This window comes from Streptomyces sp. NPDC053426 (genome assembly GCF_055585405.1).
Genome location: NZ_JBVJKE010000024.1, coordinates 56,961 through 82,338 on the forward strand (window position 1 = coordinate 56,961; position 25,378 = coordinate 82,338).

General features: G+C 66.6%; 20 protein-coding genes and 2 pseudogenes. 11 read left to right on the plus strand and 11 right to left on the minus strand.

Going from position 1 to position 25,378, the window contains the following annotated elements:
• The first annotated feature begins 107 nt into the window (after positions 1-107).
• From ACZ62B_RS34450 to ACZ62B_RS34460, 3 genes are all read left to right on the plus strand, one after another.
• On the plus strand, positions 108-233 hold the full coding sequence (locus ACZ62B_RS34450) for a hypothetical protein (protein WP_469693365.1): 126 nt from the start codon (positions 108-110) through the stop codon (positions 231-233).
• Positions 234-417: 184 nt separating this feature from the next.
• The gene (locus ACZ62B_RS34455) at positions 418-543 is read left to right on the plus strand and encodes a hypothetical protein (protein WP_469693367.1); all 126 of its coding nucleotides are present in this window, start codon (positions 418-420) and stop codon (positions 541-543) included.
• 243 nt (positions 544-786) lie between these two features.
• Positions 787-2,172, plus strand: coding sequence for a restriction endonuclease (locus ACZ62B_RS34460; protein WP_469693369.1), 1,386 nt, complete (start codon positions 787-789; stop codon positions 2,170-2,172).
• Positions 2,173-2,200: 28 nt separating this feature from the next.
• On the opposite strand, the pseudogene ACZ62B_RS34465 reads toward ACZ62B_RS34460, so the two are convergent.
• Positions 2,201-2,404 (minus strand): annotated as a pseudogene (locus ACZ62B_RS34465) (IS630 family transposase); the annotation flags it as partial.
• Between the two features lie 502 nt (positions 2,405-2,906).
• On the opposite strand from ACZ62B_RS34465, the gene ACZ62B_RS34470 reads away from it, so the two are divergent.
• The 4 genes from ACZ62B_RS34470 to ACZ62B_RS34485 all read left to right on the plus strand — a co-directional run bounded on the left by ACZ62B_RS34470 (position 2,907) and on the right by ACZ62B_RS34485 (position 5,646).
• Entirely contained in the window at positions 2,907-3,362 is a 456-nt protein-coding gene (locus ACZ62B_RS34470) for an SUKH-3 domain-containing protein (protein ID WP_469693370.1), read from the plus strand.
• A 12-nt stretch (positions 3,363-3,374) separates the two neighbouring features.
• Positions 3,375-4,145, plus strand: a complete 771-nt coding sequence (locus ACZ62B_RS34475) for a transposase (RefSeq protein ID WP_469693372.1) — start codon at positions 3,375-3,377, stop codon at positions 4,143-4,145.
• A gap of 133 nt (positions 4,146-4,278) precedes the next feature.
• Positions 4,279-5,138 (plus strand): IS5 family transposase gene (locus ACZ62B_RS34480; RefSeq protein WP_469693373.1). Its coding sequence is split into 2 segments (ribosomal slippage): positions 4,279-4,621 and positions 4,621-5,138, totalling 861 coding nucleotides; the frame shifts between segments, so codons are not numbered across the junction.
• Between the two features lie 61 nt (positions 5,139-5,199).
• Positions 5,200-5,646, plus strand: coding sequence for a hypothetical protein (locus ACZ62B_RS34485; protein ID WP_469693374.1), 447 nt, complete (start codon positions 5,200-5,202; stop codon positions 5,644-5,646).
• A gap of 165 nt (positions 5,647-5,811) precedes the next feature.
• Here ACZ62B_RS34485 and ACZ62B_RS34490 read toward each other — a convergent pair whose 3' ends face one another.
• Positions 5,812-6,393, minus strand: coding sequence for a hypothetical protein (locus ACZ62B_RS34490; protein ID WP_469693375.1), 582 nt, complete (start codon positions 6,391-6,393; stop codon positions 5,812-5,814).
• Between the two features lie 300 nt (positions 6,394-6,693).
• Here ACZ62B_RS34490 and ACZ62B_RS34495 point away from each other — a divergent pair, with 300 nt between their 5' ends.
• Complete coding sequence (locus ACZ62B_RS34495; protein WP_469693376.1) at positions 6,694-7,461, plus strand: IS5 family transposase; 768 nt, start codon at positions 6,694-6,696, stop codon at positions 7,459-7,461.
• Between the two features lie 205 nt (positions 7,462-7,666).
• On the opposite strand, the gene ACZ62B_RS34500 is transcribed toward ACZ62B_RS34495, so the two are convergent.
• The 7 genes and pseudogenes from ACZ62B_RS34500 to ACZ62B_RS34530 form a co-directional block, all read right to left on the minus strand.
• Positions 7,667-8,341, minus strand: a complete 675-nt coding sequence (locus tag ACZ62B_RS34500; protein WP_469693422.1) for a response regulator — start codon at positions 8,339-8,341, stop codon at positions 7,667-7,669.
• 258 nt (positions 8,342-8,599) lie between these two features.
• Positions 8,600-10,039: pseudogene (locus ACZ62B_RS34505) on the minus strand (SAV_2336 N-terminal domain-related protein); the annotation flags it as partial.
• 4 nt (positions 10,040-10,043) lie between these two features.
• On the minus strand, positions 10,044-11,039 hold the full coding sequence (locus ACZ62B_RS34510; protein ID WP_469693377.1) for an AAA family ATPase: 996 nt from the start codon (positions 11,037-11,039) through the stop codon (positions 10,044-10,046).
• On the minus strand, positions 11,036-13,201 hold the full coding sequence (locus tag ACZ62B_RS34515; RefSeq protein ID WP_469693378.1) for a VMAP-C domain-containing protein: 2,166 nt from the start codon (positions 13,199-13,201) through the stop codon (positions 11,036-11,038). Before ACZ62B_RS34515 ends, ACZ62B_RS34510 begins: the two co-directional genes overlap by 4 nt.
• Complete coding sequence (locus ACZ62B_RS34520; RefSeq protein WP_469693380.1) at positions 13,201-13,515, minus strand: trypco2 family protein; 315 nt, start codon at positions 13,513-13,515, stop codon at positions 13,201-13,203. The genes ACZ62B_RS34515 and ACZ62B_RS34520 overlap by 1 nt, the downstream gene beginning before the upstream one ends.
• Before the next feature lie 95 nt (positions 13,516-13,610).
• Entirely contained in the window at positions 13,611-13,934 is a 324-nt protein-coding gene (locus tag ACZ62B_RS34525) for a hypothetical protein (protein WP_469693382.1), read from the minus strand.
• Positions 13,935-13,996: 62 nt separating this feature from the next.
• On the minus strand, positions 13,997-14,434 hold the full coding sequence (locus tag ACZ62B_RS34530; RefSeq protein WP_469693383.1) for a GntR family transcriptional regulator: 438 nt from the start codon (positions 14,432-14,434) through the stop codon (positions 13,997-13,999).
• Positions 14,435-14,743: 309 nt separating this feature from the next.
• On the opposite strand from ACZ62B_RS34530, the gene ACZ62B_RS34535 reads away from it, so the two are divergent.
• From ACZ62B_RS34535 to ACZ62B_RS34545, 3 genes are all read left to right on the plus strand, one after another.
• Positions 14,744-16,153: a replication initiator gene (locus ACZ62B_RS34535; protein WP_469693385.1), complete on the plus strand. Its 1,410-nt coding sequence runs from the start codon at positions 14,744-14,746 to the stop codon at positions 16,151-16,153.
• Between the two features lie 281 nt (positions 16,154-16,434).
• Positions 16,435-16,626, plus strand: a complete 192-nt coding sequence (locus ACZ62B_RS34540) for a helix-turn-helix domain-containing protein (RefSeq protein ID WP_469693387.1) — start codon at positions 16,435-16,437, stop codon at positions 16,624-16,626.
• On the plus strand, positions 16,626-17,951 hold the full coding sequence (locus tag ACZ62B_RS34545) for a tyrosine-type recombinase/integrase (RefSeq protein WP_469693389.1): 1,326 nt from the start codon (positions 16,626-16,628) through the stop codon (positions 17,949-17,951). The genes ACZ62B_RS34540 and ACZ62B_RS34545 overlap by 1 nt, the downstream gene beginning before the upstream one ends.
• Positions 17,952-18,167: 216 nt before the next feature.
• Here ACZ62B_RS34545 and ACZ62B_RS34550 read toward each other — a convergent pair whose 3' ends face one another.
• Both ACZ62B_RS34550 and ACZ62B_RS34555 read right to left on the minus strand, forming a co-directional pair.
• A complete protein-coding gene (locus ACZ62B_RS34550; protein ID WP_469693391.1) occupies positions 18,168-18,437 on the minus strand; it encodes a hypothetical protein in 270 nt (89 codons plus the stop codon).
• Positions 18,434-25,321 (minus strand): polymorphic toxin type 17 domain-containing protein, encoded by a 6,888-nt coding sequence (locus ACZ62B_RS34555; protein WP_469693393.1) that lies wholly within the window; start codon positions 25,319-25,321, stop codon positions 18,434-18,436. Before ACZ62B_RS34555 ends, ACZ62B_RS34550 begins: the two co-directional genes overlap by 4 nt.
• Positions 25,322-25,378 lie beyond the last annotated feature (57 nt).

The following is a 25,378-nucleotide window of genomic DNA, read 5'->3' on the forward strand; positions in this document are numbered from 1 at the left end:
CGAACCGTACTGTCCGCAGCCGAAGAGGCAACCGCCCGCCGGTACCTGCTGGGAAGCGGGGCGCCGCCATGGAGGGGTGATCCCGACTGCGGCTGACCGAGTCTGGGGTGGGCACGTACCTGAGGCGGTGGGGGATGTCCTTCCAGCGGCCGGACAAGCAGGCTGTCGAGCAGGTTCCAAGGCCGTGCGCCGCTGGCACGAGGAGACCTGGCCGACGATCCGGGCAAAGGTGAGGAAGGACGGGGGTGAGGTTCTGTTCGCCGACCAGGTCACCGGCCGTGCCTGGGGTAAGAGGGGGAGGACACCCGTGGTGCGGCGGGGCGGGAACCGGTTCTCGGTGAACGCAATGTCGGAGATCAGCACCAAGGGCCGGATGCACTTCATGGTCTTCCCACCGAAAGCTTCACCGCCGAGGTGATGTGCCGCTTCCTGGCCCGGATCGTCGGCCACTTCGACCACAAGGTCCACCTCGGGGTCGACGGACACTCCGCCCACCCCGACGACATCGAGCTGCACTTCCTCCCGCCTACTCGCCCGAGCTGAACCACCCTGACGAACTGGTAAACGCTGACCTCAAGCACAGCCTGCCCAGACAGCATCGGGCCAGGAACCAGGCCGAACTCGCCGCTTCTTCCGCAGACGCCAGCGACAACCACACATCGTCTGCGGCTACTTCGGCGGCCCGCACGTCCGCTACATCCTGGACGAGAACCCTCATGAGTTTCTGATCAATATGATCAAGGTGATCGTCTGGAACTTAATCATATGAGACCAAGGAGAACAACGATGAGTGTCAAGGCAACGCGGACGGTGCCGCGTCCTCAGCCGCGCCCGATCTCAGACTGGGAGGAGGCCGAGGAGAACGCTTTGGAGTGGATCAGGTGGCTCGGATTTACTGGAGCGCAGCGGACGTCAGGCGGAGCCGATCGAGGGCTCGATATCAAGGGGAAGGAAGTGTTCGGCCAGGTTAAATTTCACGGAAAAGCCATCGCGCCGAATTTCATTCAACAACTGTTCGGCGCGCGAGGGCATCGTGAAGGTGAAATGTTCTTCTTCTCCAACTCCGGATACACTGAGGCGGCTTTGGAGTGCGCCGATGAGCTTGGCGTCAATTGCTTCAGATACTCACCCGCCGATGGCCGAATATCCTCCTGCAATGTTTACGCTGAAAAGGTACTGCAGGCCACGCAAACAATTAGAGCGGTGCGTGAGGGTAAAGCCCTCCAGACATTTGACGAATCAATACTCATAGATGGATCCTACGCAGAATTCAGCCCGGACGGCTCAATGATAGCCTACAGGAGTTCACCTACATCTACACAAGTAGAGGACTTCTCAAGTCGCGCGAATATCGCTTCCTTCGATACAGATAGCATGATTCTGGGCCTCGACTTCATCGATCCTGAACTGTTGGCTATCCATCTTCCTCTCGTCAATGAAACGAGAATTATAGACGTTCGAAGCAACGCCACTGTGCGAACCATTGGAGAACGCCCTCAGATAAAGAATAGTATGGCCTACATGCGTCGGGTCGAGTGTGGCGGGAAAGCGCTCCTAGAGAGAACCGGCGATAGCGGGTTGAACGTTTGGTCTACGCTCACTGGTGATCGAGAGGAGTTTTCAGGGTTGCCTCGTATGACAAACGCGAGCAGCACTCTGGTCTCCTGGAGTCTGTCACCTAAGCGCACGCTTGTGACTTGTGTCTGTAAAGATTCAGGGAAGTCACGCAGCTGGTACCTCCGAATCGCTGATCGCTCTTACCTAATTTGCCCTGGGGATCGCGATGGGGTGCTGCATCACTTCGCATTCACCTCTGATGGGAGCTTGATGGCCGCAGTAGGAGAAACCCCCCAGATCGACCTGTGGGATATGAATAAAGCTGATCGGATTGACATCCTGCGTACAGGCAGCCCCCTTCTGGAGGAGGAGGAGGATTCTCTAACGGCAGTAAAATTCAGTGCAGACAACTCTCTCCTGGCTGTCGGAGGATACGATAAAACCGTTCACCTTTGGAGCGTGCCGCTCCGTGAGGAGATTGCTGTACTGAAAGGCTGCGGAGGGAATATCGAGAAGATTAGTTTCAGTCCAGATGGGCGATATTTGCTAGCGTCGGGTGACGATGAGACTGCTCGACTGTGGGATATTTCTAGTCTGGCTCATAACAGCTACTGAATTTGAACTCATGATGTCGTGTCGTTGTTCAGGTGGCGCTGATGGTCAGGCCGGTCTCGGTGAGGCAGCCGTCTGTGCGATGGCTGCGGTCTAGAATGTTCCGTAGACCGCTTCGAATGCGCTGGACGAGGTGTTCGAGCATGCTGAACCCGGCGTTGGAAAGCCATCCGGGTCACAGGAACGACGATATTCCTTCGACGGGACCGAGGACGGGTACGTAAGGCAGCAGATATTGATGGGAAACTCAAGGTTCTCCGTCTCGCCTGGTGTGTCGCCGCAGGCCAGCAGCTTGACGGCGAGAACCGCAAAAGTTTCCCACCAATACCCTTACGAAGGCGAGGGCTCTTGGCGCAATCGCCAGAGCCCAGAACGCGCTGCGCCAAAGAGTCGGGCAAGGCTGTGCACTTGGTAGTGCTCAGATCCCATGGAGATCAGCAATCCGGCATCAACCAAACTCTCCAGCAGGTTGCCTGTCTCCGGGAGGCCCCGATTAAGGAGGCTTGCGGCTTCCGGAAGAGATATGAATGGGAGAGTAGCGCCACTCAGCAGGCAGAAGGCGCGGGCTTGTTCCGTTTCTAAAGCTTGTCCCGTAAACGATCTCCGTATCTTCCGCGCCCAGTAGCCCTGTCCGCTGGTTCGGATGTGCGGCAGACTTCGGGCAACAGACACGACCGAGGGAATGGGGAGGGCGCATAGAACACGTCAGTGAGTCGTTGATGGGCTGTGGCCCATCGGTGCTGGAGGCGCTTGGTGCTGCTGGGTGGACAGCAGGACGCAAGATCGCCACTGGAGACTGGACACAGCAACTGGCAGCCGCTGGGTTCGAGCTCAATGAGGCGGCGGTCGGGGTCTGGGCCGAGTTCGGCGGGTTGACGATCAGGAGCTGCCCCGCTCGTGTTCCTGCCTCGTCGCTGCACGTAGACCCCGTGGACGCCTGCGTCGACACCGCCGCGGAGGCGTCCAGGCTGAGGCGCCGATACGCGGAGAACTACAGTCCTCTGGGTATGTGGTCGGTCCAGTTCAGGTCGTATATCGCGGCCAGCGGGCGCGTCGTGGCCGTCGGCCCGAACGTCCTTTGGCCTCTGGGGTCGACCTTCGCGGAGGCGCTGACCTACGTGGTGGACGGCGATGCCGGCGTCAATCGTGCGGAACAAGCAGACTGGCTTGCCAACTGCCTCCCTGGCAGGTGAGACGATCTTGCGGTGGCTGGTGTGATCACGGCGTCGGAGCCTTCCTGGATAGCCCCGTTCACCGGGCTGAGCCCGCGGCAGTTCGGCAAGTTGGTCACCGCACTGCGGCGCGAGGGTGCTGATCCAGTCCGCAAGGGCCGGCCCTGGAGCCTGCCGCTGGAGGACCGCGTGCTGCTGGTCGCCGCGTACTGGCGCACGAACCTCACGTTGCGACAACTGGCGCCGCTGTTCGGGGTGTCGAAGTCGGCCGCGGACCGCATCATCGACCACCTCGGCTCTTCGCTCGCGTTTCAGCAACGCAGACGGTTCCGCAAGGACGCTGTGCTGATCGTGGACGGCACCCTGGTTCCCACCCGCGACCACACCGTCGCCGAGCAGTCGAAGAACTACCGGTACTCCACCAACCATCAGGTCGTCATCGACGCCGACACCCGGCTCGTCGTCGCCGTCGGTCGGCCGGTCCCGGGGAACCGCAACGACTGCAAGGCATGGGAACTGTCCGGCGCCAAGGATGCCGTCGGCCGCACCACCGTGATCGCGGACGGCGGCTACCGGGGCACCGGCCTGGTTATCCCGCACCGTCGCGGCCCCGGACAGGCCGAACTCCCGGGCTGGAAGGAAGAGCACAACCGCTCGCACCGCAAGGTCCGCGCCCGCGTCGAGCACGCCTTCGCCCGTATGAAGACCTGGAAGATCCTCCGCGACTGCCGCCTCAAAGGCGACGGCGTCCACCACGCCATGCTCGGCATCGCTCGCCTGCACAACCTCACGCTGGCCGGATGAGAGGTAACGGTGCTGGTCAACCGGCATGTTGGAGATCATTTGCGGGACAACGCTTAGCTGGCTGTAGCTGAACTCGAGGACAGACTCCACGGCTAGAGCGTGTCTCCTTGATCCGCTTGTTGGTTGATCGGATATGTCCGTCCGGCTAGTGATCACTGATGCGATGTGGGACCGGATCAAGCCGTTGATGCCGGCCGATCCGGTCCGCGGCCGACGGTGGGCCAACCATCGTCGAACCCTGGAGGCCATCGCGTGGAAGTACCGCACCGGCTCGCCTTGGCGGGACCTGCCGGACGAGCTGGGCTCATTCCAGACCGCTCACAAACGGCTGCTCAGGTGGGCTGCTGACGGTACCTGGGAACGTATCCTCGCCGCGCTCCTGGCAGCGGCCGACGGTGTTGACGACATCGGCTGGACTGTGTCGGTGGACTCCACCGTATGCCGGGCCCACCAGCACGTCGCCGGAGCCAGGAAAAAGGGGCACCACTTCAGGCTGAGCCCGATGACCATGCGCTCGGACGTTCCCGCGGCGGCCTGAGTACGAAAGTCCATCTCGTCAGCGATGGACACGCACGGCCGTTGGCCCTCCGCGTCACGGCGGGACAGGCGGGCGACGCGCCGGCCTTCGAGGTGGTCATGGCGGGCATCCGTGTTCCGCGAAGCGGGACAGGAAGACCGCGAACCCGGCCGGACGCCGTCCTGGCGGACCGCGCGTATTCATCCCGCGCGATCCGTGAGCATCTCCGGCGGCGAGGCATCCGTGCCGTGATCCCGCAGCCCGCCGACCAGGTCGGTCACCGTCTGCGGCGAGGTCGCGCCGGTGGCCGGCCGCCCGGCTTCGATGCGGAGGCGTACAAGCAGCGCAACGCGGTCGAGCGGTGTATCAATCGGTTCAAGCAGTGGCGTGGTCTGGCCATGCGAACGGACAAGCTCGCCATCGCCTACCGGGCAGCGCTCCACTTCGCTGCCATCCTCATCTGGGCCCGGACGTAAGGACGTTGGGCCGCACTATTTGGAGAGGCACGTCCTCAGCCCAGCATGGCAGCATGCGGCAATGGTCTTTCGACACCCCGACGGCGACTATGCGATCACCGCAATCTACTCCGTGCCCGATGACGCCTGGTATCTGGAACTGGATCTCGTGGCCGGGCAACGGAATCTCGTGACCGCGATTGTCCCCGACGAGGATCCGGCACGGGAGCCGACGGTGTGCTTCAACCCGAGCGCAGAACACACTGACGTCCCGTACGAGGTCATGCGCTGGTTCATGCACCAGGTTGATGAAGAGATCCGTAGCTCCCGTGCCTGGATGCGGCTGAGACCGGAGCTCGTCGAGATCGTCTATCAACTACGTCAGGAGCACATGGGCGTCATCGACGATGACGACTTTCCCCGGGTTCTGGCGGACGTGCGCACCACGGTCCCTGAGGAGGACCTCCCCGCCGTTCTAGAGGCCGCCTTCGGGCGGAACCCTGACGGCACCACCATGAACCACCCGTAAACGCCCCAGCCTATAGGCGATCAAGGAGACACGCTCTAGTCGATGTACGAGGGCGCAGTGAGCTCTTTCCAACTTCACGCTGAGCTGGTCAGATGTAGGGCGAGGACGGCTTGGACGAGTGCGGTGATGCGGACCGGACGGCGGCGTGCACGAGCGCCGAGTTGGTCACGGGTGGACGCCTGCCTGCGCAGCCAGATACTCGACGCCGCGGTGGCCGGACTCCTTGGACACGTGGACGTGGACCGCGTGCCGGCCGGACGGCAGTGCAGGGTCGGAGTGGTCGCTGCGGAAGGCGACCTGTACCGCGTCGTGGCGGAAGCCGTGCAGGCCGTGCTCGGGTCTGTCCGGCCAGCGGCCCGGCCATACGAGGAAGACCGCGTTGCCGTTGTCGCCCAGTGCCGCGATGACCCGGTCCTCGGCCGTCCCCGGTGCGAACCGTGCCGACATCTCAAGCGGCAGGTGTGCCTCCAGTTCACGGTCGTCCATGACCGGCACGTCCGGTTCGCAGCCGCCGGCGCCGCAAGAGGGTCGGGCGCCAGGGTAAGGGCGGTGCACAAAGCGGGAGTTCGGCAGCGCCCCCGCCATTCGGCGGACCTCGTCGACGCTCTCCAGGTGCGCCAGCAGTTCCGCCTCCTCGCCGCGGTGTTCCATCAGCGCGTACAGCCGCATGGCCTGGCGGTACACGTCGGCGGCGTCAGCGGTGACGTGGACACAGCGTGTGTAGCCGACCAGGCAGTCTTCCCACATGGCCGAATGGTGCCACCCGCTGGTCCGGACTGTCGCCCGGAATGATCGGCGGACTCCGATGCCGAGGGGCGGCCGTCGGCATAGCTCCCACGATGCTTTGACGAGCAGGGCGTACAAGCGATGCAGGCCGATGGTGTCGAGGTGGAGAAAGTCCGTCGCGAGCAGACCGCCGATCTGGGTCTTGAGGGACTGAGTCGACTCCAACCCGGCAGATGCGTAGGCCAGTTGGGCTGACAGGCAGGTGAAGCCCCTGCTAGACGGGTCTTCGACCAAGAAATCCGTCTCCTCCAGAGGCTTCGTGTGCTCGTGTACCCGTCCGGCGTCGACGTGTCCAGCTCTGCCCTGCGCTTCCTGTCCGCCAAGCTCCGCCAACACCGCCGGGAGCTCGGTAGTCGGTGGAGGCGCCTGACTCCGCGCCGGCAGGCTCTGCTCACACTCGCCCACCTCCGCAACGGCCACCCCTACGCCCAGCTCGCGGCCGGGTTCGGTGTCGGCACCACCACCGCCTACCGATACGTCGCCGAGGCTGTCGACCTCTTGGCCGCACTCGCCCCGACCCTCGAGGAGGCTGCCCGTACGGCATCGACCAAGGCGCTTGTACTGCTGGACGGCACCTTGCTGCCCATCGACCGGATCGCCGCGGACCGCCCTTTCTACTCCGGGAAGCACAAGAAGCACGGGATGAACGTGCAGGTTCTGGCTGATCCGTCCGGTCGGCTGCTGTGGGCATCGCCGGCTCTTCCCGGCGCTGTCCATGACGTCCGGGCCGCCCGTGAACACGGCATCGTCGGCATGCTCACGGGCGCCGGCATCACGTGCTGGGCGGACAAGGGATACCGAGGTGCCGGAGGCACAGTCCGCGTTCCGTACTGGGGACGCTGGGAGACGCTCTCCGACGGTCAGAAGACCGTCAACCGGTCCCACGCCAAGATCCGGGCCCTGGTCGAGCAGGCCGTCGCCACCCTCAAGTCCTGGCGACTCCTCCGCAAACTACGGTGCTCGACCACCCGCATCACAAGCCTGGTCCAAGCCGTCCTGACCATACATCTGGCGAGCTCAGGCCGATGATGGAAAGAGCTCAGTGTCCGACCACATGTGGCTCTTTCGAACGGCGTTCGACAAGGGCAGGGGCGGCGAGCGACGCGTCACGGGCGCCTGGGACCGGCCGTGCCGCGGTCACCGGCCGAACGAAGACACCAGGATCGCCCTGAACCGGAAGGACCGGGAACGGGGAGCGGCGACAGCGGCACGATCGCGCACGGCCGGGCTCCCTTCACTGGTCTCGATGTCGTGGTGAGTACAGGGAAGCCGGGGCGGGCGGGGCGCCAGATTCTTCCTGCAGCCCCAACGCGTCTTGCAGCACCTGGCGCAGGCTCCTGACCGCGCGTTCCAGGCGGGCGGCCGTGGTCCTCACCGCCGCGCTCGGTGCCTGTGCCTGGAGCTGTCCGGTCAGGTCGTGTGCCTGCGTCTCGGCGTCGGACAACAGGGTGGATAGCTGCGCCAGCAGATCGGTCGCGGTTCCGGTGCGCAATAAGGCCGCCTGTTTGCGCAGTTGCACGTTCTTCTGGTGCAGGTCGACGAAGACGGCCGCCTTGGCGCGCAGTACCCAGGGATCGTATGGCCGCGACACATGGTCCACGGCACCGGCCGCATACCCTCGGAAGGTGGCGTGGGGACTCATTTCGTACGCGCTGACGAAGATGATTGGGGTGTCGCGAGTCCGCAAACGGCGCTTGATATGTGCAGCGGTCTCATAGCCATCCATTCCCGACATCTGGATGGCGAGTAGAACGAGGGCGAATTCGTTGTCGTTCAGTGTCTTGAGCGCTTCCTCCCCTGACGAGGCGCGGACGAGTGTCTGGTCGAGCGCGGACAGGGCGGCCTCCATGGCCAGCAGGTTCTCCGGCTGGTCGTCAACCAGAAGGATCTTGTCCTTCGTGTCCTCCACGGAGGACGGTGCAGGGGGCCTGGTGTCCGTCCGCTGAGCCACAGGTGACTGTGGCCGGTCCCGTTCCCGAGGTTCCAGGGGTTCCGGGGCCAGGGAAGGCCGGTCGGCGGGTGGGGCGTCGGTGTGCGTGGCGACGCCGAGGCGTTTCAGCAGCCGCTCCTCCAGTTGGGCGAAGGCCCGTTCGGGTACGCCGACGGCGGCGGCACCTCCCGGGTGCGCCACCCAGGCGGTAAAGCTTGGTGAGTGCCGGACACGCGCTGCCAGGCGGTCGGCGATCAGTCGTGTGGTGCGCAGCAGCTCGCGGGCAGGGAGCGTGCCGAGGAGGATGCGTCGTGCGTCGTCGGAGAAGTCGAAGAACTCCGGCTGCGGCAACCGACCGGCGGTATCTGCGGCGGCGTTGTGCATGAGGCCGCCGAGAAAGACCTCCACGAGGTGCCCGGTGTTTGTCGGAGGGCCCAGGGCCTCCTGCACCATGCGCATGACGGGTGGAGTGACAGGCGCCACGGCCGCGAGGTGGGCGGCGAGCCGATACGCCTCCGGGCTGGCCGCGCCACGGAAGTGCAGGACGGCTTCGGCGTCCGGACCCTGCCGGGTCTCGGCGCGCTGGGGCTGGGTGACGGACCGTCCAATGTCCCACAGCGGCAGCACCGCCGTCGCGCTCGGTGAGGCGACCAGCTGGGCCCATTCGCCGACGGCGGCCAGTGTGGGTTCGAGCACCGGGACGGGGACGGAGTCGAAGCCGACCAGATCCGCTGGCAATCTCGGGTCGGTGACGTGCCAGGCGGTGGTGGGACCGCCCCTGCGGACACTGGTGACGTGCCACGGCCGAGTCGTGATACCCGAGTTTGCCCAGAGCCGGGCGGGTAGCGCCTGCAGGATTGCGGTGGGTTGCCGTCGGGCCCACAGGGCCGCCGCCTCGCTCATCCGGCCGTCCCACCAGGCGTCGCCGACGCCGTCGCTGACCACGAGGACAAGGGTGCCGCCGGTGGGGTCGCAGAGCGCGGCCGGCGGAAAGTAGGAACCTTGCTGCCGGTAGGGACGGTTGCTCAGCAACGGGGCGTGGGGACCTCGGGTGTTCAGTCCGAGCACGCGGACGTCACGGAAGGCTCCGGCCCGTTCCATCAGTGTGCGGATCTCGGAGGCCAGACGCTTCCACAGGACCATGGACACGCCGTCGTCGATCAGCAGGGCGAGGGAGAGCCAGCGGCTACGGGCGGGGCTCGTCACGGTCTCAGGCAGACCCGTCTCGGCCATGGCGTCCACCGTCCGTGCCACGTCCAGTACCTGACGGCGCCGATCGGGGAGCCGCTGCCGCAACGGCCGTAACGCCTTGCCGAGCGTGAGATGACGGCTGGGCAGGACATGAGGGCCCGGGGTGCGTACGGCGTGCGCCCGGTGCGGGGCCGGCTCCGGCCTGCCACTCTCTTTCCCCCGCGGGGCCGCGTGCAGGGGGAACAGGTAGTGCGGGGCGTTGTCCAGTGGCGGGTGCACGCCCAGTTGCGCGGGATCGTCCGCGCCGGGGGCTCGGGGCTCACCCTGCTCGGCGGCCTGCCGTAAAAGGGCGGCCAAGGCCGGACGTCGCGCCAACGGAGCGACGTCGCTCGGCAGGCTCCTGGCCAGCCACAGGACGTCGAGGAGTTCTTCGTTGGCAAGGTTGACGCCGCTCCTGGCCAGGATCTCTCTCAGACGTGTGAGCATGCCCTCATACCGCCCCGCTGAGTTGGTGCAGAACGGCGTCGAGCAGTCGGCCGGCGTCCAGATCGATGCCGCCCTTGCGCAAGTAGACCGCGTTGAGGAGCTGATCGGTCGCGAGTTCTCCGGGCGCGCGGCGGCCGAGGAACTCCTCCAGCAGGTCGTCGATGTCGTGGAGCGCCTCGTGGCCGAGGTGCGCGGCAACAATGTCCCGCAGCCGCCCCTCGTCAGGCTCGGGCAGGTCGAGGCGGACGCACCGTCGGAGGAAGGCGGGCGGGAACTCGCGTTCACCGTTGCTGGTGATGACCACGACGGGGAACTCACGGCAGCGGACGCGGCCGCGGACGACCGGGGCTGGCGTGTCCGGGTCGTCGGTCTGGACGTGGACCGTGGAGTGTGCCTCGGGGAGGCGGCTGAGCTCCGGAATCTCGAACTCGCCCTCCTCGAACACGGTGAGCAGGTCGTTGGGCAGGTCAACGTCCCCCTTGTCCAGTTCGTCGATGAGCAGGACCCTGGGCCGGTCCCGGGTCAACAGTGCGTTGCCCAGAGGTCCGAGCCGGACGTACTGGCCGATGCCGGGTTCGGAGTCGTCCGTGTCCCGGCGGAGGTTGGCTTCCCGCAGTCGGCCGATCGCGTCGTAGTGGTAGAGAGCGTCCTGCAGGGTCGAGCGGCTGTTGACTGGCCAGTGCAGGATGCGGCCGAGGGCGAGTTCGTGGGCGATCGCGTGGGCCAGGGAGGACTTTCCGGTACCGGGGTGTCCCGTGACCAGCAGAGGCCGGCGCAGGTGGAGGGCGGCGTTGACGATGTCCGCGTCGTCGGGGTCGATCAGGTACGGGCGGGGGCGTGCGGTCCGCGAGCTGTCGGGCTCCTCCGGGTGGAGCCGACGCCATGGCGGGGCGGGCGGGAAGGTGACTGTGCGGGGCGCTCCATCGCCCCGGAAGAGCCGCCAGTCCCCGTCGCCGGGCGGGGTGGGGTGGCCGGTGGCAGCGGATTCTGCGGCGGTCATGACGCGTGGGCTCCTTCTGGGGGGTCCTGCAGGGTCAGCGATTCGGGCCGCGGCCGCCGGCCATGTTCCTCCCATACGAGTGCGGGGCGCGCCGGGAGCGTTTCCGGCTCGTCAAACGCCGTCCCGCGGAAGACGCGGACCCGCTCGGGCAGATCGGCGAGCGGGCCGGTGGGGTCCAGTTGTTGCAGCCCGGCCGCGTCCGCAAGGCAGTCAGCACGCCGGTCCCAGAGGACGACCGGGACGCCGAGCGCCAGGCAGAGCTCGAGCAGTGTGTCCCGCTGTTCCGGGGAACCGTGGAGCACGACCTGGGTGGTGTCACGGTGAGTGGTCTGCAGCAGCCGCCTAAGCCGTGGCCGAGTGACACGTTCGTCGTCGACCACCAAGGGGGCCGCGTGTCCGTTCTCCCAGCGCCGCCGGTGCTCACGTTCTCTGCCGCGCACCAGGTCGCTCATTTCTGGGCAGCTCAGGGTGATGCAGAACTCGGCGCCGATCGGCTGGTCGGGCACGAACTCGTTGGGTGCTCCGGGATTCCATTCGTCGATGGGCAGATGGAGGCTGTCGCGGGCCACCAGAACCGTCGCGTGGGGCGCGGCCGTCGGGCCGAGCTCGTCCGCGACGACCTCGACGGCGTCGCGTACCCGCCGGGCCACTTCCTCGGGTGTCCTCGGTGCGCTCTCCGCCTCGTGGAGGGAGGTGTGCGTGCCGTCGGCGCGGGCGAGCAGGATGCGGCAGTAGTAGCTCTCGTGCGGTTCGGTCTGCGCGCGGGAAACTTCGACGACGACGCGGGAGAAGGGGGGCGACTGCCGGGCGGCCCAGCGGCCGGCGTCGGTGCGACGCTCGGCAAGCGCTGCCGGATGGATGCCGGTCCGGGTGGCCACTTGATCGGACCAGCTGCGCAGCTCCGCGCCCGCTTCCCTTCCCAGGGCGGCGGCCACGCATTCGGCCAGGCGGAGCAAGGCCGGTACGGGCGGTGTGCCGTCCGGTACGCGCTCGCTGTCGGAGACGGACTCCAGGTGCTCGACGACGTGTTCGAGGTCGTCGGCGCAGAGATGCGTGCGGTTCAGCGGGTCGGGCAGCCAGGCGTAGCGCAGGGCTTCGCGGGCGGCGCGAGGTATCAGCGTGGGCTGCTCCTTGCAGATGCCGCGGAACAGTTCCAGTAAGTGCTCGCACTCGTCCTGGGACAGGAGCAGGCACAGTCCGCCGGCACGGGCGCGGGTGAGGACGTCCGTCAGGCGGGTGCGCTCGGCCTCGCCGGTGAGGGCCGGGGCCAAGGTGCTGCTCAGGGAGGGCAGTGCGCGGGGATGGGCCGCCACGAGTGCCGCGAGGTCGGGCATAGTCGGTTCATGGCTGTCAGGGACGGTATATCCGAGCCGCCGTGCGAGGACGCGGGCATGTTCCGCGTAGGTGATCCGGCCGCCGAGCACCGACCACAGGAGCCGCTCGGTCTCCTGCTCGGCCGGGCTGCGTTCCGCCGCGGGCTGGGCCGTCGGGAGGGCGGCGCCAATCTCAGTCAGGCGGAGTGGGCCATCGGCGTACCGCCGCAGGAGTGCCTCGAAGTCGTCGTCCTGGACGAAGCAATGCGCCGGGAGGGCCCGCAGGCGGCGGTTGCCGTAGGACCGGTCGTCGCGGATCACCACACCCACTAGGTGGTCCTCGCAGAACACTGCGGTTCCCGAGGCGCCTCCCCAGGCCTTGCGGCCGTCGTCGCGGAGGTTAGGTGCGGGCTCCTGGTCGAGCACGTAGAGGCCGCGAGCCCCGGAGGACAGCGGAGGCAGGACGCCTCGGAGGTGTTCGGCGTCACGACCGTCTTCCGCGGATGCCAGCGGAAAGCCCAGTCCCTCGTAGCGCAGCGGGGCCGTGCCCACGGGGTGACCCCATCGAACCGACCCCGGTACGTCGATCTCGTCGTGTGTGAGCAGCAGGGCGACGTCCAGGTTCTGCGGATGGGTCCAGATCAGCTCCGCGCCGGTGCGTAGCGTCTCGCCGCGGCCCGGGTGTCCCACTCTGACCTGGTTCTCCTCCCAGTAGGCGCCGCTTTCGCCATCCCGGAGGATGTGTCCGGCGGTGAGCACCAGGCGGGGTGCGACGAGATAGCCGGAGCCGACGCGATGGCGTAGCCGCGTGGTCCCGCTGCGGATCAGCACCAGTCTGTGTGGGTCCATCACTCCTCGTCCCAGGACCCGGTTTCGGTGTCGCTGATCTCGGGGCTGGAGCCGCCGCGGGCCCGGTCCCGGACCGAAAGTTTCAGCGTCAGTCTGTGGGTGCGGACGGTGGAGTGCTCACCGCCCGCACCGACGGTCGCCACACCGAAGCTGACCTTGCCGTCCCCCTTGCCGCTGTTGCGCAGCTCCAACTGCAGCTCCAGTTCGGCCTCCTCGATGCCGAACGCGAATTGCTGGTCCGCCCCCAGATCCTGCGCCTGATAGAGCTCCTGCCGCAGTTCCTCGATCGCCGCGGCAAGACCGATCCCCTCCATCCGCACCCCCAATGCGCACTGTGCCTGCGGAGTAGTCTGCCAAGGTTTTGGGGCCGGGCCAGGGTCTTTGAGAAGTGATCTTGTGTCCGGGTTCGTCAGGTGAGTCCGAGGGTGGTGAGGGACCGCAGGTGGGTTCGGCCGGTGTGGCGGAGGGCGGCGGCAATGTTGGTGCGGCCGTCCTGGCGGTGGATGCCGATGGCGAGGTTGCGCAGGCCGGCCATGATGCGGGGCAGGTGGCGGGTACGGATGTGCGAGGCGTCTTCGTGGAAGGTGCGGTCGCGGACGTGGTGCAGCTGGTTCTCAATGCGCCAGTGGCCGCGGATCCAGGCCGCGAGTTCTGCGCCGGGCGGCAGGCTCGTGACCAGATGGATCCGTTCGACCGTCAGCTTGCCCGTGCTCAGGTCACGTCTCCGGCGCACGACTTGAACCTCGTAGAGAAAATCTGAACGCACAGCCCTGACCAGCGTCCCGGCACGACGAGTCAGCGGCCCGGCCCGCCGCCGCCCGCCTCCAGGGCCTCGACGCGGGCGCGGAGGTCGGCCAGCTGCTCGACGGCGTCGGCCAGTTCCCGTTTCAGCGTCTCGACGCGGGCCGTCGTGCCGTCGGCGGGTGCAGTCGCCTCCGGGCCGTCGAGGTCATCGGCGCCGTCGGGGTGGTCCTGGTGGGCGACGAAGGCACCCTTGCCGGGGCGGGAGACCGCCCACCCCTCCTGCTTCAGCAGGGCCATGGCCTTCTGCACGGTCAGGCTCGACGCCCTGAACTCCCGCATCAGCACGGCCTGCGTCGGCAGCGGATCCCCCGCGCCAAGTCCACCCGCGCGGATCCGCTCCCGCAGGGTCTCGGCGATCACCTCGAACGTCAGCCGCACCCCACTGCCCGCCGGCCTGCGCCCGCGCCGTCCCACCACCACGCCGGTCACCCCCGCTTTCCACGCCCTCTACCAGCACAATCCGGCCCGTCCAAACCGGGAAACCGGCCCCACACTATCCGCGTCCCACCACCCACAAGAAAGGAAACAGGAGGGATGCACTTGAATGCGCCAGTGGGCCGATGTTAACGTCACGCACCCGCCGGTGATCACCACCGCGCCCCGCCGACCAGGCCCCCTGGTCCGGCCCCCGCGCCCAACTTCGAGGCGCCCTGTTCCCCTGTGGCCGATCACTTCGGCCTGCCCACGTCGCGCCGCGCCGTACCGCTTCCGCACTCCTGCCGAAAGGCCCCTTCCGGCATGCCCGCGCAGCTCCAACTCACCTACTCCACAACCGTTCCAGCCGCCTCGCGTCCGTTGTCGGCGTTCACGACGCCGACCTGCCCGGCGGACGCTACCGCCTCACCGGCAGGGCGGTCGGCGCTGGAGCGCCGCGCGAGGCTGACCGGCAGGCTGGCGAAGCTCGCCGCCGCCGGCCAACTCGCGCCCTTCGCACGACAGATCAGCACGCTCGGCGGCTGCGCGCACCCGGTCCGCCTGACCGGGCACCGCACCCGACTCGACAGCGCAACCGGCGAGGTCCTCGACCACTTCGATGCCGGCCAACTCCCGGCGGGCGAACTGCTGGTCCGCTGCGGCAACCGTCGCGTCACCCGCTGTCCCGCCTGCTCCACCGTCTACCGCTACGACACCTACCAGCTCATAGCCGCCGGACTACGTGGCGGCAAGACGGTCCCCACCAGCGTCGCCGCGCACCCGCGCGTCTTCGCCACCCTCACCGCACCCGGCTTCGGTCCCGTCCACAACCAGCCCGACACCGGCCGCTGTCACTGCGGCCAAGTCCACTCCGACGACGACCGGTTGCTGGGCACCCCGCTCGACCCCGACCGCTACGACTACACCGGCGCGATCCTGTGGAACGCGCACGCCCCGGCGCTGTGGGCCCGCTTCACCACCCACCTACGCCGTGAGATCGCAAAGGCGGCGGGGCTGACGCAGCGGGCCCTGCGCCACCACGCCACCCTCTCCTACGCCAAGGTCGCCGAGTACCAAAAACGCGGCCAGGTCCACTTCCACGCCGTCATCCGCCTCGACGGACCCACCGGCCCCACCAGCACCCCGCCCGCCTGGGCCACCACCCAGCTCCTCGACCACGCCGTCCGCGCCGCCGCCACACGCACCCGCGTCACGCATGAAGGCCAGCAGCAGCCCGCCGGTGACGCGCCCGGGGTCCGGCAGGCCAGCGAGGGCGATCAATCGGTGTTCCGGTTTGGGCGGCAGATCGACGTCCGCGCGATCCGCGGCACGGACTTCACCGGTGGTGGCCCGGTCACCGAGCGGCACGTCGCCGCCTACATCGCCAAATACGCCACCAAGGGAGCCGAGACCACCACCGGCACCCTCGACCGCCGCCTCCGCCTACTCGCCGAACTCGCCACCTACGACATCACCGACCACGCCCGCCGCATGATCCATACCGCCTGGCACCTCGCCACCAGGCCCCAGCACGCCCACCTCCGCCTGCGCCGATGGGCCCACATGCTCGGCTTCCGAGGCCACTTCTCCACCCGCACGCCACCACTCCACCGCCCTCGCCCACCTCCGAGCCGAACGCGCCGCCTGGCGAACCGGCCGACCCGACGCCCAGACCCCCACCCCGGCGTCGACTCAGACGCAGGCCGGTCGGACGGGCGGCAGTCCGGTCAGTGACCAGGCTGGACACTCCACTGACCTGGCCCCCGGTCACCGCAACATCAGCGGTCAGCGCGTGGACTCGGACACAACGCTGGTCATCTCCCACTGGCAGTACGCCGGAGCCGGCCTCCTGCCCGAACTCGAACACCTCGCCGACCTCCTGGCCGCAACGCGGCAGACCCAACCCGAGCAACCGGCCCGAACCCGACGCCCGGAACGCTCCGGTGACCGCGCCGGTCACCCGGTCGGTCACTCCACTGACCGGCCGACCAGTGCTGTCCGGGCGGGGCCGTCGCGTGAGCGCCGGCACGGAACTCCTCACCGTCCCCCAGGTCATGGAACGCCTCCAACTCGGCCGCACCGCCGTCTACGACCTCATCCGCACCCGGCAACTCGCCTCCATCACCCTCGGCCGCGCCCGCCGCATCCCCACCCACGCCCTCACCGACTTCATCCGCACCCGCCTCGACCAGGAAGCCGCTTCCTGATGACCACACCCCGCGCCACCAGCCCCTCCCGCCGCACCCGCGCCAACGGCGACGGCACCGTCTACCAGCGCAAGGACAGCCGCTGGGAAGCCGCCGGATACGTCCTCGCCCCCAGCAACACCCGTAAACGCATCCGCGTCTACGGCACCACCCGCACCGAAGCCCTCGCCAAGCTCACCGAGAAGATCGCCGCCAGCAACCGCGGCCTCCCCATCCCCTCCACACAAGGCAGCCTCGGGGCCTACCTGACGTACTGGCTGGAGAACGTCGCCGTCCACCACCTCCGCGAGACCACCCACACCCGATACGTGTCCTGCGTCAACCGCTACATCACCCCCGGCCTCGGCAAAAAGAAGCTCACCCGGCTCACCGCCAAGGACGTCCGCGCCTGGCTCGACCAGCTCCGCACCCAGTGCCAGTGCTGTGCAGGCGGCCTCGACACCCGGCGCAACCAGCCCCGCTGCTGCGCGGCCGGCCACTGCTGCCGGAAGGTGCTGTCGCCGCTGACGCTGACCTACGTGCACTCCGTCCTCAAGTCCGCGCTCGAGCACGCCGTCAGGGAGGAAGAGATCCCACGCAACGTCGCCCGCAACGTCCGCACCGGCACACCCCGGCCCCGCCGCTTCGAACCCCTCACCGCCGACGAAGCCCGCCAACTCCTCAACGCCGCCCAGGGCCACCGGCTGTCCGCACTGTTCGAACTCGCCCTCCACGCCGGGCTCCGCAAGGGCGAACTCCTCGGCCTGCGCTGGAACGACCTCGACCTCCACAACGGCACCGCCGCCATCCGCCGCACCCTCCAGCGCACCAGCACCCACGGACTGGCCACCCTGCCCACCAAGACCCGGGCCTCCGAACGGCGCATCGCCCTCCCCATCCGCTGCCTGCACTCGCTCAAACTCCACCACGAACAGCAGGAAGCCGAGCGAGAAGCCGCCGACGACGAGTGGCAGGACAGCAGGTACGTCTTCACAACACCGACCGGGAAGCCGATCGACCCTTCCAACATCACCCGCGCCTTCACCACCCTCCTTCGCAAGGCTGGCCTCCGCCGCATCCGGTTTCACGACCTCCGCCATACCACGGCGACGCTCCTCCTGGAACAGGGCGTCGAACTCGTCGTGATCAAGGAGCTGCTCGGGCATGCCCACATCGGCGTGACCGCCACCGTGTACGCCCACGTCCGACTCCGCCTCCAACACGACGCCATCAACACCCTCAGCACCGCACTCGGCAGCCCGAAGACCACGGGGACCCTTGGCTATGGGGAATCTGCCGGCTTTGGCGCCAACGAACCACCGCCCCGAGCCGCCGCCATCCGCTGACGTTGCCGTCAACTACTGCCGTCACTCCACGCAGAAGCCCCGTCAGGCGTAGCCTGACGGGGCTTCAACTTTGCGAGCGATACGAATATATATCGCTCGCCCAGCCAGTTCCCACAACACCATTCGGAGGATTCAAATCCACCGAAGTAAATCCCAACATCGGTGCAGCCTAACCCGACCTCAGGATTCCGGACAGCGAAGAACCGGGGGCCTTAATTACTCCACCCCTTCTTCCGGATACCTTTCTGCTTGAACCTTGATGGATTCACCGCTGTACACCTCATCTGGATCGATGTAGCGCCCGGTCGACACGAGGACAGACTCTGGGAGCATGGTCGTTTCATCCCCGATGAGGACAGCGTAGATCCTCTCGTCGACTCCTTGACTCTTGCCCAAAATCGCCCCTGTGGCGCCAGCAACTCCGAGTTCTACGGTGTGGCTGGTTTCAAGAACGGTGACGACTTCATCGAAATCGAACTCCCTCATCTATGGGTCACCTCCCCAAAGGGGTCTACATTGACGTGGCGATTATCGCGAGAGAGCCAACCGATCTTCTCGCGCCCTTGACGCGACAACTGAACATCCCACTCGAAAGGATGCCCCTCGGTGCGCGATGGACCCACCGTCCACTCGTTACCGAATCGGTCAACGTATCCACCGTTACGACCTCGCGGCAAGGGGTTCGCGGGATTGTAGCCCTTCGGAGGCACATATCGAATGCGACCTTGGTTCGGCAGACCGAATTCCTCCCCCGGACCGGCTGCACGCATTCTTGCTTTGACACTCCAACAGTTGCTGTTGTGAACGAGTACCGGAGTCTCGCCCGCCAGCACATAGTACGTGTGGAGGTCGTCGACAGTGAGGTTGTACGTGCGAGCGTGCTGTGTGAAGGGCTTGTTAGCTGTGACGATGACGGTCCGGTCGTCATCGGTGAGCAGGGTCATGCCCGACGTGAGGTCGCCGGCTGCTATCCAGCTCTGCTCTGAGGGTGACCAGAATGGGTGCTCGTGTGTCGCCGTGAGCTCTTCTATACCGTCGTCGGTGGTGATGGAGAGTGTGTTGAAGTGTTTGTCGTCTTCGGTGCGGATGAGACGAGTTACCTTGCGAGGGCCCAGCTCTCCGGTTTCCGGGTTGGCTGCCAGTACCTCATCGCCCAGCTCTACATCTTCGATGTCTTTTGTGGAGCCGTCTGCCATGAGGACGTCAGTCCCGGCGAGGAAGCACCTGTTGCATGAGATTCCGCGAGATTCCTTCCACGGTCCGCTCGCCGGGGGGTTCCCCTTGCCCCGGAGGCTGTACGGGGTTCCTCCGATACTTCCGACCATGGGGCCCATTGACTCGATGTATTCCGGCGAGTAGCGAAGGTCCCAGACGAAGTAGTTGTACAGCTCCTTGGAGCATTCGATGTATTCCTCGCAGACCGACGCGCCGGCCAGTGCCATGATTTCATTGATCGGCAGATAGTTGGTCATCCGGTCGGACTGCAGGTTCGCGAGGGCCGTGGAGAAGGCTTTCTCGAACTGGTCGGGTTCGGGTCCCGGTGCGGCAACGACTTCGAAGTAGGTCGGCGGCGGTGGCGTCCATGGCGACGAATGACGTACCTGCGAGGGACCGTATCCGACGTCGTGGTATCCGCCGATCGCGCCGCCGTACGGCTTCTTGCTGCCGGAGTTTCCGGGGCTGCCGGGGTTGCCTCCGCTGACTGCGTTGTTGACTCCCGAATTTCCAGGGATATTGCCGCAGGAACTGACGGCGTAGGTGGCGCCGCAGCCTTCTTTGAGACCGGTGGGGTCGGAGGCTGTGGCGGGGTGTTGGTTGGCGTAGCTGTAGCCGTTGAGGGACTGTGGCTGGTCGAGGCTGAGGAGGGGGTCGACGCTGATGAACTGGCCGATGGCCGGGTCGTATTCGCGGGCGCCGATGTGGGTGAGACCGGTGGTTTCGTCGTTGGTTTTGCCGAGGAATCCCTTGTCGTCGGGCCAGGGTGTGCCGGTGGGCTTGCCGCGTTCGGCGCCGAAGGGGCTGGTGTAGCGCTTGCTGTAGGTCTGGGTGGCGTCGGCGTTGATGGCCAGGGACATCGTGCCGTGGTGGTCGCCGGCCAGGTAGGTGAGCTTGTTGCTGAGGGTTTCGTTGGAGCGGGTGGCGATGGTCTGGCCACCGGCGGTGTAGTAGCGCTGGGCCCAGGTGGTGCTGTCGGCGCGCAGGTGGAGTTCGGTGGCGCCGGCGTACAGGACCCTCTCGCCTCCGGCGGTGCTGCGGATCAGCAGTTCGCCTGAGGCGTCGTAGAGGTAGTCGGTGGCTTTGCCGTTCTCGGTGAGCTTGGCGAGCTTGCCTTCTTCGGACCACGCAAGGTCTTGGATCGCCGTTGCGCCGGGGCGCTTGGTGGTGTTCCCGGTCGCGTCGGGGGTGTAGGTCTTCTCCGGGCTGGTGCAGTCGCCCTTGGTGGTGGTGCCGGTCAAGAAGTGTGGCTGATCGGGTTTGGTGTAGCAGTAGGTGGTCTTGGTGTCACCGGCGGTCTTGTGGGTGGTTTCCGTGGTGCGCTGGCCCGCCTTGTTGTAGGTGTAGCTGGTCCAGTACGGAGCCGGGCCGGACAGGTTGCTGGTGCTGCGGGTGTCGGAGCACTTCTGGGAGCTGGGTGTCCAGGCTTCGATGAGGCGGCGGTGGCCGTCGTAGGCGAAGCACTGGGTCTCGGCGCTGCTGGTGCCGCCCAGTGTCGTGGGGTCGGCGATGGAGGTGACGTTGCCGGCCTGGTCGTAGGTGTAGTTGAGGTTCTGCAGCTGGTAGCCGTGGGTGTCGTCGGTGACGTAGCTGCTGATCAGGCGATCGGTGCCCTGCTCGTAGCGGTTGTTGATGTAGGACTTCTTGTGGTCGTCCGTGTTGGCGGTGCCCAGCGTGAGCTGGGTGGGCTGGCCGATCGGCGAGTACTCGGCGTCCAGGAGGTAGCCGGTGGAACCGCCGACCGAGGTGACCTGCCCGAGCTTGTTGTAGTCGTACTCGACGATTTCGGAGGGCAGGCCCCCCAGAGCCGGCTCCTTGGTCTGCTTGAGGGTGCCGTCAGGGTTGTAGGCGGTCTCGAATTCCAGCGTCGCCGGTGCACCGGCCTTCACGAACGGATCGTCGGAGGGGAGTTCCAGCTTGCTGACCGCCGGGCGGGACAGCGTGTCGTATTCGGTGATCGTGTTGGTGTACGCCTGGCCGCTCTTCCCGCCCACGTAGCGGGTGCTGCTGTCCGGCAGGCCCTTGAGCAGGTTGTCGTAGCTGGTGGCGGTGAGCTGGTTGGCGTCGTTCTTGGACCCGGCCCAGGTCCCGGTTGAACGGCCGAGGACGTCGTAGGCGGTCAGGATTGCCTTGCCGCGGGAGTCGGTGGACTTGACGGCCTGGTCGAGCGCGTCGTACTCGGTGGTGCTCTTGCCCTGGTCCGGGTCGACGGCTGTGATCTGGCGGCCGAACAGGTCGTAGGTGTAGGACCACTTGGCGTCGTCCGGGCCGGTGATCTGCGTCTGCAGGCCGTCCCGGGTGTAGTGGAACTTCGTGGACGCGTAGCTGGTGCCGGGGCTGTCACCGTACTGGGGGTCGGCCGGGGCGCCACCAGCGTATTCACGGGTCTCGAGGGTACGGCCGCGGATGTCGGTGATGGTGCGGGTGGCGGTGCCACCGTCCAGGGCGGTGATGGCGGTGGAGTCACCGGTGTAGCTGGTGGTGGTGGACCACTTCTCGACCCCGAAGACGTGCAGGGTGGTCTTGGTAGCCCGGCCGATCCCGTCGAAGACCGTTCCGGTCTGCTTAGGTGCCTCACCGTATTCGGCGCGGGTGTAGGTGCCGTTGGGAGTGCTGGTGGTATCGAAAATGTCCGCGTAGGACTCGTACGGGAGACCACGGGTGTCGTAGCGGGTGTCGGTCAGCAGGCGGCCACCCTGAGGTGTCTCCGACTGGGTCTGCAGGGGGCGCAGCAGCGAGTCGAAGATGGCGTAGCTGGTGGTGTAGGTCTCGCCGTCCTTCTTCAGGGTTGAGGAGGACACCCAGGACGGGTTCTTGTTGTCCATGTGGTAGGCGAACTTGGAGCTGGGGCTCTGGCTGGCGCTCGAGCGGTTGGGGAGCCACACGGAGGTGAGCCGGCCGAGTGCGTCGTAGGCGAGTTCGGTCTTCTTCAGGTTCGCGTCGTACGTGCGCAGCGCCTGGCCCCGGCGCGGGTCGAGGAAGCTTGTGTTCCTGTGCCCTAGTGGGTTGGTGGTGATGGTCTTGGTGAGCGGGCCGGCGGTGGCCGGGGTGTAGGCGGTGGTGGTCGGCTGACCGTCCGCGTCGGTCACCTTGGTGAGGCGGCCGAGAGTGTCGAAGTCCGTAGTGGCGCTGCTGGTGATCGTCTGCCAGCTCGGGCTGCCGGAGGCATAGCTCTTGGCGCGGCCGGTCCAGGTGACCAGTCCCTTGGTCGGCTTCATCGACTCCGACCATGTGCTCGCACCGTCATAGCCGACCGCTGCGTCCGCAAGGACGTCACCGCGGCGCTTGTCGTCGGCGGGCAGGTCGAGTGCGGTGTCGGCGGTGGAGCATTGCTTGCCGACGGTCCGGGTGCGCGAGACCAGGCTGTTGATGCCGGTATCCAGGTTGCGGGCGTACCAGGTGCGGGTGCAGGTCTCGTCACCTCCCAGGCCCTTCTGCCCGTAGTCGTCGACTTCTCTGACCATGCCCAGGTCGTCGTAGCGGTTGGTGATGACGTGGGTGCGCCAGGACTTCGACGCGGTCAGGTAGGTGCTCGCGTAGGAGGTGTTGGGTCGTGTCCAGCGCGCGGTGTGAGCGGCCGCGTCGGGCACCGTCTGCGTGGCGGTGTTCTTGGAGGTGTAGTTGGTGTAGGAGGTCGAGATGGGCTGGCTGCCGTTGTAGGCGACCTTCTGCAGCATCTGGCCCGAGTACTGGTCGCTGTCGGTCAGGGCGGCGAAGTCGGCGTCGGTGTCCATCAGCGGTTCGACGCTGACGGTCCTGGTGGTGCCGTCCTTCTTCTTGTCCCCGTGCATGCCCTGCAGGTAGCGGGAGACCGTTTTGGAACGGGTGGTGCCCAGCGCGCCGGCGTACACGGTGACGTCGCGGTAACCACGCCACTCGGACCAGGTCCGCTCGTCCTTCGGCGTGAACGGGTCATCGGCGTAGTGCCATGCGGCGCCCGAGTAGTCGTAGGCGTTCTCGACCGTCTCGTTCTGCCCGGTCGGATCGGCAACTCCGACCGCGAGTACACGGTACTTGTGGAACCAGTCCACCGACGCTTCCGTGGCACCGTTGATGTTCCAGTACTGCGGGTAGCAGGAGCGGGTGTTGGAGTCCTGCGCGGCTTCGAGGACCTCGCTGCGCTTGCACTCTGGCGCCGACAGCGTCACCGTCGTGATCGCTCCCGTCTCCGAGGTGATCGTCTCGATGCGGTGGCGCTTGAGGGGCAGGATGTCATCCGTACCGTCGACCCGGTTGGGGCGCAGCTGGTAGGTGAACACCACCGGGTTGACGTCGATCGCGGTGCCGGCCTTGCCCGTCCGCTTGATCGATTTGAGGACCAGGACATGGTCGGTGGTGTCCCCGATGTCGCCGGCGTCCTGGTATTCCTGGGTCAGCGCCCATGAGTCGACCGGGTCGTGCTTGCTGGTGGTGGCGTTCCACGAAAAGGTGTGGATTCCGGTGAGGCGCTTACGGGTGAAGAAGGTCGGGCCTGCGGCATTGCAGTCGGTGTCGCCGCTGGTGCAGATGCTGTCGAAGGGGACGTCGGGCCAGTGCTTGGCCGTGTCCTCGGTCAGCTCCGCGCAGTCCGTGACAGTGCAACGTTCGGCGTACGAGAAGGTCACCTTCGCATCGGCGTCATCCGTGAACAGTGCCTCCTTGCGCAGCCCGTACTTGATCTCGTTCAGGTAACCACCGCGGACATAAGAGGTGTTGGCGGTAGCGGCCTTGTTCTTGGGGTAGTGGTTGGATTCCTTCGTGTACCAGTAGGTCGAGGCGTTGCCGCGGGTGTCCTCGACGTAGTCGAGGTTCCACCGCCAGGCCTGGGTCAGCGAGCGGTCGGCGAAGGTGCTGCCCTTGTCGTAGCCGGGCTCGCCGGAGTCGTCACCGAAGACCGGTGCCGTCCAGGTGGAGTTAGTACGCTGGTCGGCTGCCCCCTCGAGCTTGTTCAGGCCGAACACGTACTTCGTGCCGTCGCCGGTGATGACGGTCCAGTACTCACCGTTGTCGTCCCCGTTGTCCGCGCCGGTCGAGCGCTTCACCGTGGAGGCGTCGTCGTTCTCCAGACGATGGGCACCGGTGGTGTTGTCCTTGATGATGCGGCTGGAATTGCCGTTCAGGACGAGGCGGGCGTTGTCGTACTTCCAGCAGCGGTCGAAGACCTTGTCGTGGCCGTCGTCGTCGCAGCTGCTGTAAGTGCGCTCGATGTAGGACTCGGTGAGGGCGAACCCTTCACCGACTGAAGTGCCTTGGTTGTTGGTGGAGGCGGTGCGTCCGTCGATGCTGCCCGAGTCGTACGACAGGCCCAGGCTCGGTGCGGGGCCGGCCGCGGCCGGGGGCAAAGTCAGGTCGTAATTCCAGGTGAACGAACCCGAACTGCCGCCGGCCTCCCACGACGACGACGGCGCGAGTCCGGTTGCGGAGTAGTCGCCGGTCCCCTTGGGTGACGCCCCCGCTCCCGCAGCCATAGCGGTCACCGCGAACACGGTGACACCGGTGAGTCCGTTCGCCGAGGCAAGCTGCGTGGAGGCGCCGGACGTGGTCTCGGCAAGCGGGACCTGCGCAGAGACGGTCTGCTGTGCGGAGTCGTTGGCTGAGGAGAGCGGGGTCTGCTTGCGGCACTCCGTCTTTGACGGAGTCGTCAACGCGCAGGCAGGCAGCTGCACGAGACGCAGGCGCTCCGACCAGCCGCCACCGATCATGGATGCGAAGTCGCTGTAGTCGACGCTGACTTCCGCCGTACCGGCGGTGTCGGCGCTGGCCGTGAAGAGCACACCGGTGATGCCGGTCTTGCGGGCGGCCTTCTGGTCGAGGACCGTGAAGTCCACGGACCCTGCGGCCGCCGACATGCTCCGGCTTTTCACCGGCTGCGCGGCAACAGGCGTTCCCGCGAGGTCCACCTTGGTCGCTTTGTTCGCGGAGAGTGTCGTGGTGGCCGTGTCGGGCTTGGGCCAGGCAGCTGTCTGCTCTTCCTTGGCCTTGCGGGCTCGCTGTTCGCCGGCCTTCCTGCCCTCGGAGACCTTCTGGCGTGCCTTCTTCGCGCCCAGGCCCTTGACTTCTTCGACCTTGCTCACGCGGGGTTTGGGCACATCAGGGCGCCCCAGTCCCTGCTCGCCGGCCACCGCGGCCGGCAGCTGACCGACTGGGGCCAGCAGCGCCAACGCCACTGTGGGCACGACGAGGCGTCGCCCCCACCGCCGCACACCCCCAGCACCCCGTTTTGAGGTGCCTAT